We start from the raw sequence: 14,807 nt of genomic DNA, 5'->3' as shown, positions 1-14,807 counted from the left end.
CAGCGAGCTTGCACCGAGAGAAGTTAGGCCTTCGACCAGTTGTACACGGTCATTCCCTTTTGCGACCGGACCATCACTTTTCCGTCGAGGAGACCGACGTGGGCCCAAGCTTCTTCTTCGTTGGTGGTTAGGGCTCGTTCCGAGATGACTTGAAATTTCAAAGGATTGTGCTGAATCAATCGGAGCGTGCCGTCTTGATCCAGGGCGAGAATCCGCTCTCCATTGGTGACCAAGCTCCAATATTCCCCGAAAGGTTTAGAGATCCAAGCTTCCTTGCCAGTGGATAAATCGAGGCAGGCAAACCGCTGGTTCCTCAAGTGCATGTACAGATGATCGCCGAGGACCACAGGCGAAGACATATAGCCTTCGATTTTGTTCTCCCATCGAACCTTCGGGGTACGGTTTTCTTCGACATCGATCAAGAGGGAGCGGCCACCGTAACTGCTTGTGAAAAGTGCATTCTTCCAAAGCGTGGGGGTGAGAATGTTCATCCCACGAAAAGCAGCCACTTCGTATTTCCAATAAGGTTCCCCTGACTCCAAGTTCACGCCTGCAAGAAGCGTTCGAGTCTGCACGAGCAATTGGCGTACACCATTGAATTCGCCGATAATGGGGGAAGAGAACGCTCCGCTCGTCATCATATCCCCAGCATCCTGGAGGGACGACCAAAGGATCGTCCCATCGTCGCATTGGAGTTTGTGGAGACCTTTGCCGGCTTGGATGTAGAGGTGCTTCCCATCAATGATCGGCGAGCAAACCATGCCAAAGTCAGGGACTTTTCCAAATCGTTCCGCAAAGTCGATTCGCCATTTTTCTTCGCCTGTCGCCGCATCGAGCGCGACCAAGACATCTCGAATCCCGCCGACGAAAAGGGTCTTCCCGTCCGTAGCGGGCGTGGCTCGAATCCAATTTCCATTGCGTGCGGCGAAAAATGGGACGTTCAGTGCCCCTTTCCACTCTACGCGCCATCGGACTTCACCGTCCGCGAGTGCCAGCGCATAGACGAATTCTTTCCCAGCTTTGCTTTCGGTGGTGAAGACCAAGTCGCCCGAGGCAACAGGCCCCGAATAGCTATCACCCAGCGGGCGGTTCCAGAGGGCACTCAAGCATTTTTCATCTAAGGAATCAGGCCAATCTCCCTGGACGGCTCCATTTCGGTCGGGGCCTCGCCAAGTGGGCCATTCCAAACGATCTGCAAAGAGCAACCGGGGAGTCGCAGCGATCGAGGCTCCACCAACCACTGACTTCAACCATGCACGGCGTTCCACTGAGTCACCCTTTTGCTTCACAACGCTGAAGATCGATGATACGTGCCAACCTCGAGAGCGCTGAGCATGGCCCGTTTTGGCGTCAGGACTGTAGGAGGGGTGGTCGAATCGTCAAGCTTCTCCAGACGCAAAATTTTCGCAATTCGGAATTCTTGCATCACAACGGTCATGCCGAATGTTCGATCGCGGCTGATTGACTGGATGTTCACTCCGCTCGTTGCCGATGACGAGAACAGGGAGCATCGAAAAAATGAAGTCAATCAAAGAAAAACTTTCGCAATTCGCGCAATCGGGAGATGGTCCGAGTCCTCTGGAGTATTCGGTGATCGTAGCCTTGCTCGTCGCCGCCAGCTTGACCGTCATCTCCACCAGCAGGCAGATTGCGCACCCCTATGTCAGCCGTATCCCGATGACGACAACACGGTAGTTGCGTTTCCGTCGGGACGGGTCCAACGCTCGGACATTGCCGTTATCCAGAACCCTAGCCTGAACCGAGCGTCCGAATTAGCGAGCCATGGGGGGATGCACCCCGGTGTACTCGAACGGGGTTACGGCCCTTAGTTCTTGTTTAACATCCTCGCTCACTTCGAGCGAGTCGATGTAATCCAAAAACGTGGCTTGGTTCACCTTCGCTGCCCCCCGAGTCAGTGCCTTGAGTGCCTCGTAGGGGTTCGGAACCTTTTCGCGACGCAGAATGGTCTGAATGGCCTCTGCGATGACGATCCAATTCGCCTCGAGATCGGCACGAATCTTTTCCTCGTGGAGGACGAGTTTGCTCAATCCCCGATCGATCGAACGCAGGGAGAGGGTGAAATGGGCAAAGGGAACGCCGATATTCCGCAGGACGGTCGAGTCAGTCAAATCGCGTTGAAGTCGGGAGATGGGAAGTTTGCCCGCGAGATGTTCCCAAAGGGCGTTGGCAATTCCTAAGTTCCCTTCGGCATTTTCGAAATCGATAGGGTTTACTTTGTGAGGCATCGCGCTGGAGCCGACTTCTCCGGCTTTGATTTTCTGCTTGAAGTAGTCCATCGAAACGTAGGTCCAGATGTCCCGGCAGAGGTCGATGAGGATGGTGCCGATCCGCTTGATCCCATCCATTTGGGCGGCCAAATCATCGTAGTGTTCGATTTGGGTTGTGAACTGCTGTCTGCGAAGCTCCAATCGCTCCTCGACGAATTTGTTACCGAAGGCGATCCAATCGGTACCTGGATAGGCGACGTGATGCGCATTGAAGTTCCCCGTGGCGCCGCCAAACTTGGCCGAGCAAGGAATCTGCTGCAGCAGTCGGAGTTGATGCTCTAGTCGCTCGACGAATACCATCACTTCCTTTCCAAGCCGCGTCGGGGATGCAGGCTGGCCGTGGGTTCTCGCCAGCATGGAAACAGGCTCCCATTCCATCGCCAACCGACGCAGTTTTTCGATCAGTTCATCCAACCTTGGAAACAGTTCTCGTTCGAGGGCATGTTTCCAAGAAAGGGGAACCGCCGTGTTGTTCACGTCCTGAGAAGTCAATCCAAAGTGGACCCACTCCCTCTGGTCGCTGAGCCCCATTTCATCCATTCTATCTTTGATGAAGTACTCGACAGCCTTCACATCATGATTGGTAACCTTTTCATGATTCTTGACCTGCTCAGCGTCCGGGATGTCAAATGCAGCGTAGATCTTTCTCAGTGCAGCGATTTGTTCTGAACTCAGCTTGAGAAATCCTTCTTCGGAGAGCAGAATCAAGTATTCGATTTCGACCCAAACGCGATACCGAATCAATGCAAACTCGGAGAAGTAATGATCGAGCTTCGGTGCATTGGAGGCATCAGCGATCGAGGCGAGCTGATTGCGATAGCGTCCATCGATAGGAGAAATAGCAGTGAGGTTTTGAAGTTGCATCGTTGGATCGAATCGTTGCTAAGAGTGACGTGGGGCGATCGCCCGTTGGATATATTTCGCGAGGATATCCGTTTCCAAATGGACCGATTGCCCGGGCTGGAGCATCCCCAGGGTCGTGACCTCGAGCGTATGCGGAATCAGCGCGATCGAAAACTCGTTATCATCGGCTTGCACCACTGTCAAACTCACTCCATCGATGGTGATGGAGCCTTTGTCGACCATTTGACGGAGCAGGCCTAATGGGGCTTCGAAATGAAAGTGAGACCATTCTCCTTCCTCTCGCCTGCGCGCCAGCTTACCGAGGCCGTCGATATGCCCGGTGACGAAGTGGCCGCCCATGCGATCCCCCACTTGCAGCGACCGCTCCACGTTCAGTCGATCCCCTGGAACGCGAGTCAAAAATGTCGTCTTCGAAAGGGTTTCCGACCCGAGCTCAAAGGTGCAGCAAGTTGTTTCGAGTTCAACGACGGTGAGGCAACACCCAGCGACGGAAATGCTGTCACCGAGCTTCACACCTGCGGCGAGCGGTCCCAGATCCAGTTTGAGACGCAATCCGGGGCCGTCTCGGTCTGCTGAGACGATTCTTGCGGTTCCTTCAACCAATCCCGTGAACATATCGACGCGTTCGCTTTCTGAGGCAAGTCGTTTTCGGGTTCAGTCCGTTTGGAGTGGAGGAGTAAGCCGGCGGGATTCTTCGAGTAAATCGATGATCTGCTCAACAGAAAGCTGTTCGGCGCGCAAACTTTCGGAAAAGTGGAGTTTGGCCAGAATCTCATCGACTTGTGGTTTGCTCAAATGATCTTGGGTCGCCGTTGCCAATTGGGACCTCAGGAATTTTCGCCGATGGAAAAACAGTGCCCGCAGCGTTTTGTGGAAGTAATCCAAATCGACGATGCGCTCACGCTTGGCAGCGTTGGGAATGATACGGAGGATGGAAGAATCGACTCTCGGGCGCGGCCAGAATACGGTCGGTGGGAGATTTCGCAAAATCTCACAATCGCACTGCGATTGCATCCAGATAGTCAGCGCGCTGTAATCTTTGCAACTGGGTGGGGAAACGATTCGTTCAGCAAGTTCCTTTTGAATCGTGACGACCATCCGTTCCGGCAATGGGTCTACGGTGAGCAGATTGCTGATGATGGGGGTCGCGACATTGTAGGGCAAGTTCGCCACCAGTTTGAATTTTGCTCCGGGGAAGAGAGCGAGCTTTTCGCGAACCGTCTCCATCACTTCGTCTCGAAGATGGTTCTTGTTCCGCAGGGCATCGAAGGTGAGCATGGTCACATTCGAGTTCTCCGCTAGTTCGCGGGCCGCAAGGACCTGCAATTCCCGATCGATCTCGATCGTGATCATGTGACCGACGTGGGGAGCGATTCGCTTGGTCAGCGATCCCATGCCGGTTCCGACTTCCAAGATCACATCGGTGCGCTGCAGGTCGGCACCTCGCGCGAGGATGTCCAAGATATTGAGATCGATGAGGAAATTCTGCCCATATTTGGTTTTGGGCTGCATTCCAGCCGCCTCAAACGTGCGGCTTAGGTAGGTATAGGTTTGACGTTCTGACATCCTGTCGATTGTCGAGTCGCCGTTCGGATGCTCAAGGCCTAATCAGGGGCGGATTTCGAAAATCGCTTCGATTTCCACAGCGATGCTACCTGGAAGCGCGTTCGTCCCCAGAGCGCTCCGAACGCCAATGCCGTGATCGTCTCCCCAAAGGTCGACAAAAAGTTGGCTGCAGCCGTTGATAACCGCTGGCGATTGCTCGAATTCGTCGGTGCAACGGACCAGCCCCAAAAGCTTGATCACCCTCGAAACCCGGTCCAAACTTCCAAGTCCCGCTTTGAGGGTCGCAAGCATCGCGAGCCCGGTTTGCCGAGCCGCCGCCTGCCCTTCTTCGATGGACATATCCGCACCGAGCCTACCCGTGATGAGCGTCTTGTCGCTGCGAAGCGGACCGTGGCCTGACACATAGGCCAGGTTGCCAACGACCAACATCGGCTTGTACAAGCCGACAGGCTTTGGGGCTGGGGGCATTTCCAACCCCAGCGATTTCAGCTTCAGTTCCACATCAGACATCGTGATTGCTCCGCACGGGTAAATGGGCTTCCAACTTCAAACTGGGCGCAAGCCACGAATTCTAGCGGCAAGTGAGTGTGGGTTGAAGGCTGGCGGGGAATCGAGGGGGAGCGGATCTTCAATCACCTTCGCTACAGCCCGTCCTTCGCTACAGCCCGTCCTTCGCTACAGCCCGTCCTTCGCGACAGCATCGTAGCGATCCAGATCCGTGTCGAATATTTTCCGGAAAACCTCGCGTCGAAGCCGTTCGTCTCCTGTCTTCGGAGCAGCCGTGTGCCAGTACATCGGATCGACAAAAAGAATGGAGGGTGGGACATCGTTGGGCAGCCCCGACGCAACATGCCGAACCATGGCGGATTCGAGCCGATTGAGACGGTGTACTTTTAACAGCTTGATGAACAGTCGTTTCGGGCTGTTGATCGGTTTCTGATACCACGTGATGAATGTGATCGTGCTTTTCCAAACAGCGAGGATCACCATCAGGCTTCCGATCCCACCGGCTGCGATCATCCCCCAAGGAGTGGGTGTTTTGTCGTAGCCTTGGATTCGAAGCAATTCACCGAAGACTCCCCCTTTCGCCACGAAATCGGACAATGCCTGGACCGGCACAAGGTCATACAGGAGCGGGAGGGAAGGAATGGTTGATGCTAAAAGACTCATAATATTATCCGCATTCGCCTAGGCCGGGCTCATTTGCAATTGCTCGAGCGCTTGCGATGCCGCTGTTTTGACCGACAAGTCCTCATCGGCCAAGAGAGGCCCCAACAGTTCCAAAGCCGACTCTCGATCATTTCCGTACGCAATCGCATGGATGGCTTGGATGCGGACCGATTCGTGTTCGTCTGAGAGAGCTGCAACTGCGATCTCTTGAAGCCGTTCGTCTTTGCCCAGATACCGAATCATCCGAATCGCCTTGGTCCGTTTTGCGACCGAGGTGGACTGGGACTCGGTATCGATGTAATGCACGCAACCGTAATCCGCAAACCTCACGATGCGGCCATACGCTCGCACATGCGGCTCTGGCCATGTATCCGCAATTTGAAAAAGTTCTTCGCAGCGAAATTCGCTAAACAACCCATCGACAGCAGAGCGAATCACAGACGGCAAATCGTAATAGATTTCCAGTAGATCATCGATCGCGGACTTGAGGGATGCCTTCCATGGGGGCGGTTCGTAGGCCGTGATATCGGGCAATGAAAAACAATCGCTCAGAACCATCACCACAATTTCAGGCTTGAGGGTGCGAAGACTTCGAATCGCGCTGGCGCATTCTTGGGTGACATCGGGGCGATCGATCAGCGCAGCACCCACGACAGCGCGGAGGATGACGTCGGGAGTCGCTTCCGTGGCCACCAAAAGCCGCAGCAACGCCGCCACATCTAGCGATTGTCGATCGACCTTCTCCAACTCCAGTGCACCGAAGCATGGCAAGGAGAGGCTGGCGAGATTCTTGGTGAGCACAGGGGAGACGCCGAAGCGTTTTTCTAGCGAGCAAAGTGTCTTGAGCGTATCGATCGGATTCCGCTCCAAGACTAACTCCAAGGTGTTCGCACTGGATAATTTGCTCCAGAGCGAGCCGCACAGGAGTTCGCTAACTTCGCTGCGATGCAGCGTTCGCAGTCGCTTGAGGAGGAGGCCGCAATGGGGATCCTGAATGGGAGAAAAGACTTCGCGAAACCCTTCATCATCCCAATGGAGCGCGAGGATATACGCGTCGACAATTGCCCCGACTCGATGTTTGGAAAAGCGGCGGAGCGAAGGAAGCAAATCTTCGACCAGTTGCTCCCGGCCGGGCATGGAGAGGATGCCGACCTGCTGCCGAGCTTGCGCGCCGAAGTCGGTAGCGAGCGAATCGAGAAGCTGAGTCGCCACGATTTGTTGCGAGTCTTCCGGGGACTCCGCAACCGAAACCAGATAATGAAAAAGTGGGGCGATCCGAAGTCGAGCGATAGCCACGAGACCTTGCTGCCGCGCTTCGGGGTCCCGTCCCGTCACGGCAGCTTCCACCGGCGTGGCGAGCATCGTGGAATACGGAGCAAGAAACGCGAGTTCCTCCGACTGGCATCGATCGATGCAGCGGACGACTGCCCGCATTTCTTCATCGCCCCCCCTCGTGATCAGACACTGCACGGCAGCCAATCGAACAGAGGGGATAAGACTGCTCATCGCGCATTCCAAAACCGGAATGGACGCCAGGTTGGAAGGTATGGCCAGTACCTGGAAAGTCGACTGAAGCGGTTTCGCGAGAGAAGAGAACATCTGTGATTCCTGGGCCGATGAAGTACGACGTCATCCTGTGAGGGCAACCAGACGGCACACCCAAGATCTATCGACGAGAAATACGACAGAGAAGTGGAGGAAGTCCCCCATAATGCGGCAAACCATGCATCGCCAACGCATGATTTGCGGACTTTTCCGGTGCTTCGGAGCCCGAGTCTTGCGAAAAACCGATCGACAAACCCTTTTGCCTATTGAAGGGAAGGAGATACCACGATAAGATCCGCGACTCGACTTGTTGCATTTTGGGGGAAGGAGTTCCCTCGTCCTCTGTTGTTTTCCAGTTCACCGTAAATAACATGTCTGATTTTCAAGGATCCTTTGGCCGTCGTCCCCCCAATGGTAAGCGAGTTCCTCGCAAACGCGCGAGGATGAAGGTGAAGGTCAAGAAAAAGGATCCGTTGCTCGTCGACGGCAATCGACCTCGCCCTATGTACGTTGACTACAAGGACATTGAGCTGTTGTCGAAGTTGGTCAACCGACACGGTCGCATCGTTTCCCGTCGTAAATCGGGTTGCTCGGCTACCAGCCAGCACGCGGTGAGCCAGGCGATCAAGCGAGCTCGATTCATGGCTTTGATGCCTTACGTGGGCGAGTAGATCTCTTCCTAGGATCTGCTGATCCTTTGAACCAGTTCTTCTAGGTTTCGGTCAGCCTTTCCCCCAGGGGGATTCGCGGGTTCGTCCGCTGCTGAGGCGGCGGCGATGGGAGCAACGAATCGAATGGGCTCTTTCCGATGGGAACGGCGAGTCGAGTTTTGCGAGACTGACGCCGCTGGTATCGCTCATTTTTCTTCTATTCTCCAGTACATGGAGCAAGCGGAGCATGCGCTGCTCCGGTCCATTGGGGCGAGTGTCTTTTCCCCCGACGAAACCGCTGTCACGTGGCCTCGTGTTCACGTTGAGGCGGATTTCTTAGGGCCAGCCTCCTTCGAAGACACGGTAGTTATCGACGTTTGGATTGCGAGAATCGGCTCCTCCAGCGTTCGATACCGTTTTGAATTGCACGGACCGCGTGGCCCTGTGGCCAAAGGGGAGTCGGTTTCGGTATGCTGTAGGAGGGTGAGGGACCCGGGGGGAATCGTCACCCTTGAGAAAGTTCCCGTACCAGCATCCCTACACTCTGCTCTGACCCCGTATCTAGACTGAAGTTTCGCCGGAGATCGATCGATGTTCAAAAGATGTAACGATTGGAGTCGGCCCCTGCCCTTGATGGCGATGGGTTGCCTGGCATGGGGAACGTTGGGATGCAAGCCTCAGGAGGAGGTCGAGCGGGACCGTCAGGCCGCGGAGCAACTTGCAAACGCAGCGAACCAAGGGGATGCACCGTTTCAGGCTCAAAAAGCAGAGACTGGCGTAACCGGAAAAGGGAAGAGTTTGGACGATGTCTCGGACTATAACCCAGCCAAATTTATCGCAGGCCCCGCCTCGGCGTTCTTGAAGGCGAGAGAGAAAGCCTTTTTCGAAATCCAGCTTCCCAAGTCGATGCAGTTGTTCCAAGCCACACACGGGCGAGTGCCGAAGAGCCACGAAGAATTCATGCAAGAAGTGATGGCTCCACCCATGAAAATGCCCGAATTGCCCCAGGGATTGCAATATCGCTATCGCCCCGATCTCGGGGAGCTTTGGGTCGAGCCTATCGAGGGAAATTGAAAGGTTTCGCCATGCGTTTCGACGCGGTCATTTTCGATTTGGATGGGACGTTGCTCGATTCCCTTGTGGATTTAGCGGAAACCGTAAACGAGGTTTTACGATTGCTAGATCGTTCTCCTTTCCGTGTCGACGAATATCGATTCATGGTCGGAGATGGAGTTTCGGTGCTCTTTCAACGAGCACTACCGGAGACGGTGCATGATCCTGTTTTGAAAGAGAGAGCGTTGCAACTCTTCGACAGCGTCTACTCCTCCAGGTGGAATAATCATTCCAAACCGTATGATGGAATCCCATCGACACTTGAAATGCTGGAAACCGTTGGGATGCGGCTATGCATTCTCTCCAACAAGCCAGATGCATTTACAAAAAAGTGCGCTGCACATTTCTTTCCATCGACAAAGTTTGACATGGTGGTAGGGCATTCCGAACGATTTCCACGCAAGCCGGACCCGAGCAGCGCTCGTTGGATCGCATCGCAGCTGGAAATAGGTTCGGAAAGAATGGCTTATGTCGGTGATACAAACACCGACATGAAAACTGCGGTTGAGGCTGGCTTCCACGCGATTGGAGTAACCTGGGGGTTTCGCCCCGAGAGTGAATTGCGCGAATGGGGCGCAGACAGCATTGCCAACACCCCTGAGGAGCTCACGAAAGTTCTGACGGGATAACACCTGTTGGCGGCTGCCCCTTCGCGACGATTTTGATTCGTTCGAATGTGGAAAGCCATGAAGCCAACAATGAGTCCCAACCGCTCCCCCGATCAAACGAAGCAAGATGACTTTGAGAACATCAAGCGACGTATTCACCAGCGGCTTGTTGATAAGCTCGATCTTTCACGCGTCGGAGATTTGAAGGGTGAGTCGTTTCGTCGCGAGATTCGCATCGTCGTCGAACATCTTTGCGACAGTGAAAACACACACTTGAATCGATCCGAACGGGATCGATTGATCGAAGAGGTACTCGACGAAACGCTTGGCCTAGGCCCCCTCGAGTTTCTGCTCAAGGACCCTGCGATCAGCGATATCTTGATCAATGGCCCCAAGAACATCTTCGTGGAGCGGAAAGGTCAGCTGGAAAAGACATCCGTCGAGTTTCGCGACAACGCCCATTTGATGCAGATCATTGATCGCATCGTATCGAAGGTAGGGCGACGTGTCGACGAGACATGCCCGATGGTCGATGCGCGATTGGAGGACGGTTCTCGGGTCAACGCGATCATCCCCCCATTGGCATTGGATGGAGCTGCCGTTTCCATACGTCGTTTTGGATCCAATCCACTCAAACTCGAGGGGCTGCTTAACTACAAGGCGTTCACCCCCGAGATGGTTATGCTTCTGGAAGGGTGCATCAAGGCCCGTCTAAACATCATCATCAGCGGTGGTACTGGATCAGGTAAAACGACCCTTCTCAACACCCTCAGCAGTTTCATTCCAAACGACCAACGGATTGTCACGATCGAAGATGCCGCGGAGCTTCAACTGCAACAGGAGCACGTTGTCCGTCTGGAAACACGGCCTGCGAATATCGAAGGAACGGGAGCGATAACCGCCACGGACTTGGTTCGGAACGCTCTGCGGATGCGACCAGAACGAATCATCATCGGTGAGTGTCGGGGGGGTGAAACGCTCGACATGTTGCAAGCGATGAACACCGGTCACGACGGTTCGATGACGACCATTCACTCGAACTCGCCTCGCGATGCGATCGCGCGTCTCGAGACACTCGTCATGATGGCGGGATTCGAACTGCCGGTGAAAGCCATCCGTCAACAGATCGCCGGCGCCGTCGACGTCATCATTCAGGCGAACCGATTGCAAGGTGGACCGCGACGTGTTCTCAATATCACCGAGGTTCAAGGGATGGAACAGGACACGGTGGTGCTTCAAGACATTTATCGATTTGTTCAGGATGGCATCGATGAAAATGGAAGAGCTGCCGGTTATTTCGAAGCCACGGGCGTGCGTCCGTCGTTCATGCCACGATTAGAGGCCGCAGGTATTCGTCTTCCTGCGAGCGCATTCCGTCAACGCGTCATGATGCGAGCGTAACACGATGTTAATCCTAATCATTGCAATATCTGTCGGGATTTGCGTCGCCGCGATGGTCGGTGCAGCCGCCTTCGCGATTCGCGGGGATGAAGACTCGGTGGCGGAGTCACGTCTTAGCTCGTTGACGAAGGGGCACAATCCCGATCTTCTTGAGAATTCGGATCTACTCCAATTGCGAGGAGGTGCGACCGGTGGGGCTCGCAACATTCTAGACGAGTGGATGGCGAGCACGTTCGATATGCAGTCGCTGATCGAACAAGCCGACATCAAAATGACTTTGACGCAATTCACCTTTCTGTGCATCGGATTGGCCCTGGCTGGAACCATTGGCTGCGCGATGGCCCCCATCCCCATTTTCATTGCACCCGCTGCAGGCGCTATCCTCTTCTTTGTCCCATTTCTGTGGGTCAACTTCAAAAGGAAACGCCGCATCGCGAAATTCAATGCACAACTCCCTGAAGCGCTCGAAATGTTGAGTCGTTCTCTTCGGGCAGGTCACTCCATCGGTGCAGGATTTGGTTTGATCGCTGCAGAAATGCAAGACCCGCTCGCCCGCGAGTTTGGACGTTGTTTCGAAGAGCAGAATCTCGGTGTTTCCCTGGAAGGCTCTCTGGAAAGCATGGCCAAGCGTATCCCGAACCTCGACCTTCGATTCTTTGTTACGGCGGTCGTGTTGCAGCGGACCACCGGCGGCGACTTGGCTGAAATCTTGGACAAGATTGGGCGATTGGTTCGAGCTCGCTATCGATTGGCAGGGCAGATCCAAGCGTTAACGGGTGAAGGCCGCTTGTCCGGCGTCGTGTTGCTCGCGTTGCCACCGGGATTGTTCGTGGTGATGTTGTTTCTCAATCGTGAGTACGTGATGAAACTCTTCTCCGACCCAATGGGGCAGTGGTTGCTAGGGGGAGCGATCGCCATGCAATTGGCGGGCGCTCTCGTCATTCGCAAAATCATTGATATCAAAGTTTAAAACAACGGGAGTCGGGTCGTGAACATCTACATGCTAGGCGCCTTGGATCAACGCTGGCTCATACTAGGGGCTGTCTTCTTAGGTGTCGGCGCATTGGCCTGGTTCGTTTTGGATCTGTTTTCGAAAGACCAACAGGCATCCGCGGAGATGCGTCTGGATTTGCTCAACGACCGAAAGCGTGCGTCGCAATCGGCCGACGAACGAGTCAAGGGTGTGAACAAGGTAACGAAGGCTCTGGAAATGGCCTCTCCCGCCCTCTCCAAACACTTGGAGCCGAAAACACAGGAAGAAAAGAGCAAACTGGTTCAGCGTCTTTCCGAAGCGGGGTTCCGATCGGAGGAAGCTCCCGCCATGTTCCTTTCTATCAAGGTGATCATCGCCATCACTGGATTTGTTTTGGCGGGTGGTACGACCGCATTCCTCTCAGGGCTCAACCAATCGGTTTTGTTGAAAGCAGTCTTGGGCGGAGGGATCGCATTCTTTATGCCGGAGTTGATTCTGGACTTTTTGCGATCCAGCCGGAAAAAGCAGATCACGCTCGGGTTGCCCGATTGCCTCGATCTCATGGTTGTCAGCGTGGAAGCCGGTTTGGGCTTGGACCAAGCGATGCGGAAAGTTTCCGACGAGATGCGTTCGTCGTATCGAATCTTGGCCGAAGAGATCCAGCTCTGCACGCTCCATTTGCAGATGGGCAAAGTGCGGTCAAGCGTCCTTCAAGATCTCGGGCAGCGAACAGGAGTGGAAGATCTTCGAACGCTCGCAACGCTCTTGATCCAAGCGGACAAATTTGGGTCCGGTGTCGCGCAGGCGTTGCGGGTTCAAAGCGATTCCATGCGGATCAAACGGCAGCAAATCGCGGAGGAGAAGGCAGCCAAGACGGCGGTCAAGCTGATCTTCCCGCTAGTCATCTTCATTTTCCCAGGGGTCTTCGTCGTTCTAGTGGGTCCCGCTGCAATCCAGATGGCGAGGGAAATGTTTCCGGCAATGCAGGGCAAGTAGCGTCGGGGGCTGCAAACACTTCGTGGGAATTACTTCAGGAGGGTGCCATCTTTTAGGTCCCCGCGTTGGCTCGCCTTCCCCGCGAAGTCGCTGAAAACGAAACAAGCCCCTCGGTTTCGAGGGGCTCGTCATTCGTATCCTATGTTCGTGTTCGATCTCTCGAACGCTATCGGTTGACACCCTGCAGCAAGGCTTGCAATCCGAAGGTGAAGAATGTTCCGATGCTGAAGTTCAAGACTTCTTCGCACGGCTTGAATCGTAGGATCAGGGTATCACCTGGCATCACCAAGGGGCGTTCTCGCGGGTCGACGGCCGCTTTTGCTAAGTCAACTTCGATCGTGATCTGACCGTTGCACGGAGTCTTTCGAAGGATGTAGAGGACCCCGGGTGGCACACCCCCGATGGAGTTGATGCCAAAGCCCGCACCTTGCTGTTGTCCTCGTTGACCGATACCCGTCCCTGCCATCGCCATCGCACCGAGGACGTCCAAGTCGTAGTCGCGTGGGATCAACCATTCACCACCAGCCAACATACCGCCCGTGTAGAAGACTTCCGCTTCTCGCGATTCGATGTGAACCACATCCCCTTCTTCGAGGAGAATATCCTCGGGACGGAAGGAAGGTACTACTCCCGGTGGCAACCGCATCGGAATCTTGATCACGTTGGGATCATCCGGGAGTGGAGGAGGGCATCCGCATGGATTGGGACTCGAGTAGTACGTTTGGTAGAACTGTTGGACAAACTGGTCGCGTTCTTGTTGTCGCACGCGGCTCGCTTTAAGGATTTTCACTTCGTTCTTAGCGTTGATACCAGGCAAGCCGCCCGATGACATCAAGGCGTGGAGCACGTCGTTCTGGTAAGCGGGCAGTTTGATCATTTTACCGGACGAGCTTTGATCGGAGCCCCGAACGTAGTTGCCGCGTCCCCCCATTTGGTTATTCGCTTGGAAGAACGGGTTTTGTACAGCGATATCCTGGCGAACGACGACAACGTTGTAAGTCCGTTCCTGCATGAGCGTCACGCTCGGTTGAAGTCTCGCATTGTCCTGGACGATCTTTGCATCCAAGTAGGCTTTCTTCACCAAGTTCGTGACCTGTTCAATCGTCATCCCCTTGACCTTGATCGGCTCGATCGAAGGAAGCGAGATCGTCCCGTTTTCTTGCACCACGATTGGGAAACCGATCGACGGATCCAAAGTGCTTTGCTCCGTCGGGAGGTTCACAGGTGGTGGCTCAGGTGGCTTGTCCGCTGAGGAGTATGGTAAAATCCCCTCGATGTAGACACCGAGAATGTCCCCCGCATCGAGCAAGTATTGTCGGGGTGGCTCCTGCGTCAGCCTCGACGGATCGAGGGGCACCAAATTGTTTTTGGATTGAGCCAGGAACTGAGGAGGCAATCGCCGCACCGGTATACCGGTGATGGGTTGGGTCAACGATGTGCATCCGGTACTCAGGCCTCCGAGCAGCAACAACCCAGTGACGGTCGCGGCTCGGCAAAGTTGGGTTAAGGAGGAAGCGGTCTTCCACCATCGTTTCATTCGGTTCGTCATGGGATTCCGTTCCACAGACATGGTTCGCACCTCAAGGCCCAAGGTGGGCGATCAACATTCGGTTCGTTTTTGCGGGATGGTATC

16 protein-coding genes are annotated in these 14,807 nt (G+C 54.7%); 8 read left to right on the top strand and 8 right to left on the bottom strand.

The window, feature by feature from the left end:
• Positions 1-23 precede the first annotated feature (23 nt).
• A complete protein-coding gene (locus SH467x_RS16470; RefSeq protein ID WP_482368198.1) occupies positions 24-1,268 on the bottom strand; it encodes a PQQ-binding-like beta-propeller repeat protein in 1,245 nt (414 codons plus the stop codon).
• Between the two features lie 250 nt (positions 1,269-1,518).
• Here SH467x_RS16470 and SH467x_RS16465 point away from each other — a divergent pair, with 250 nt between their 5' ends.
• A complete protein-coding gene (locus SH467x_RS16465) occupies positions 1,519-1,695 on the top strand; it encodes a hypothetical protein (RefSeq protein WP_482368197.1) in 177 nt (58 codons plus the stop codon).
• A 77-nt stretch (positions 1,696-1,772) separates the two neighbouring features.
• Here the strand turns inward: SH467x_RS16465 and purB are convergent, their stop codons facing one another.
• From purB to SH467x_RS16435, 6 genes are all read right to left on the bottom strand, one after another.
• Positions 1,773-3,152: an adenylosuccinate lyase gene (gene purB / locus SH467x_RS16460; RefSeq protein ID WP_482368196.1), complete on the bottom strand. Its 1,380-nt coding sequence runs from the start codon at positions 3,150-3,152 to the stop codon at positions 1,773-1,775.
• Positions 3,153-3,170: 18 nt separating this feature from the next.
• Positions 3,171-3,767 (bottom strand): riboflavin synthase, encoded by a 597-nt coding sequence (locus tag SH467x_RS16455; protein WP_482368195.1) that lies wholly within the window; start codon positions 3,765-3,767, stop codon positions 3,171-3,173.
• Between the two features lie 39 nt (positions 3,768-3,806).
• Entirely contained in the window at positions 3,807-4,718 is a 912-nt protein-coding gene (gene rsmA / locus SH467x_RS16450; protein WP_482368194.1) for a 16S rRNA (adenine(1518)-N(6)/adenine(1519)-N(6))-dimethyltransferase RsmA, read from the bottom strand.
• 42 nt (positions 4,719-4,760) lie between these two features.
• Complete coding sequence (locus SH467x_RS16445; RefSeq protein WP_482368193.1) at positions 4,761-5,228, bottom strand: RidA family protein; 468 nt, start codon at positions 5,226-5,228, stop codon at positions 4,761-4,763.
• A 165-nt stretch (positions 5,229-5,393) separates the two neighbouring features.
• Positions 5,394-5,888 carry a hypothetical protein gene (locus tag SH467x_RS16440; RefSeq protein ID WP_482368192.1) on the bottom strand — a complete coding sequence of 165 codons (495 nt, stop codon included), beginning with the start codon at positions 5,886-5,888 and terminating at the stop codon, positions 5,394-5,396.
• A gap of 18 nt (positions 5,889-5,906) precedes the next feature.
• Positions 5,907-7,394, bottom strand: coding sequence for a HEAT repeat domain-containing protein (locus SH467x_RS16435; RefSeq protein WP_482368191.1), 1,488 nt, complete (start codon positions 7,392-7,394; stop codon positions 5,907-5,909).
• Between the two features lie 410 nt (positions 7,395-7,804).
• Here SH467x_RS16435 and rpsR point away from each other — a divergent pair, with 410 nt between their 5' ends.
• The 7 genes from rpsR to SH467x_RS16400 all read left to right on the top strand — a co-directional run bounded on the left by rpsR (position 7,805) and on the right by SH467x_RS16400 (position 13,174).
• A complete protein-coding gene (rpsR, locus tag SH467x_RS16430) occupies positions 7,805-8,104 on the top strand; it encodes a 30S ribosomal protein S18 (RefSeq protein WP_482368190.1) in 300 nt (99 codons plus the stop codon).
• A gap of 123 nt (positions 8,105-8,227) precedes the next feature.
• Complete coding sequence (locus SH467x_RS16425; protein WP_482368189.1) at positions 8,228-8,653, top strand: acyl-CoA thioesterase; 426 nt, start codon at positions 8,228-8,230, stop codon at positions 8,651-8,653.
• Between the two features lie 21 nt (positions 8,654-8,674).
• Positions 8,675-9,157 (top strand): hypothetical protein, encoded by a 483-nt coding sequence (locus SH467x_RS16420; RefSeq protein ID WP_482368188.1) that lies wholly within the window; start codon positions 8,675-8,677, stop codon positions 9,155-9,157.
• An 11-nt stretch (positions 9,158-9,168) separates the two neighbouring features.
• Complete coding sequence (locus SH467x_RS16415) at positions 9,169-9,825, top strand: HAD family hydrolase (RefSeq protein ID WP_482368187.1); 657 nt, start codon at positions 9,169-9,171, stop codon at positions 9,823-9,825.
• 57 nt (positions 9,826-9,882) lie between these two features.
• Complete coding sequence (locus SH467x_RS16410; protein WP_482368186.1) at positions 9,883-11,205, top strand: TadA family conjugal transfer-associated ATPase; 1,323 nt, start codon at positions 9,883-9,885, stop codon at positions 11,203-11,205.
• Between the two features lie 4 nt (positions 11,206-11,209).
• A complete protein-coding gene (locus SH467x_RS16405) occupies positions 11,210-12,175 on the top strand; it encodes a type II secretion system F family protein (protein ID WP_482368185.1) in 966 nt (321 codons plus the stop codon).
• Between the two features lie 18 nt (positions 12,176-12,193).
• Positions 12,194-13,174 carry a type II secretion system F family protein gene (locus tag SH467x_RS16400; protein WP_482368184.1) on the top strand — a complete coding sequence of 327 codons (981 nt, stop codon included), beginning with the start codon at positions 12,194-12,196 and terminating at the stop codon, positions 13,172-13,174.
• 166 nt (positions 13,175-13,340) lie between these two features.
• Here SH467x_RS16400 and SH467x_RS16395 read toward each other — a convergent pair whose 3' ends face one another.
• Positions 13,341-14,723, bottom strand: coding sequence for a polysaccharide biosynthesis/export family protein (locus SH467x_RS16395; protein WP_482368183.1), 1,383 nt, complete (start codon positions 14,721-14,723; stop codon positions 13,341-13,343).
• Positions 14,724-14,807 lie beyond the last annotated feature (84 nt).

It is taken from the genome of Brakhagea slesvicensis (assembly GCF_052161625.1).
Classification (GTDB): Bacteria; Planctomycetota; Planctomycetia; order Pirellulales; family Pirellulaceae; genus JBKCUI01.
Note: the sequence above shows the minus strand (reverse complement) of the source record. Positions and strands in the feature narration are given on the sequence as shown.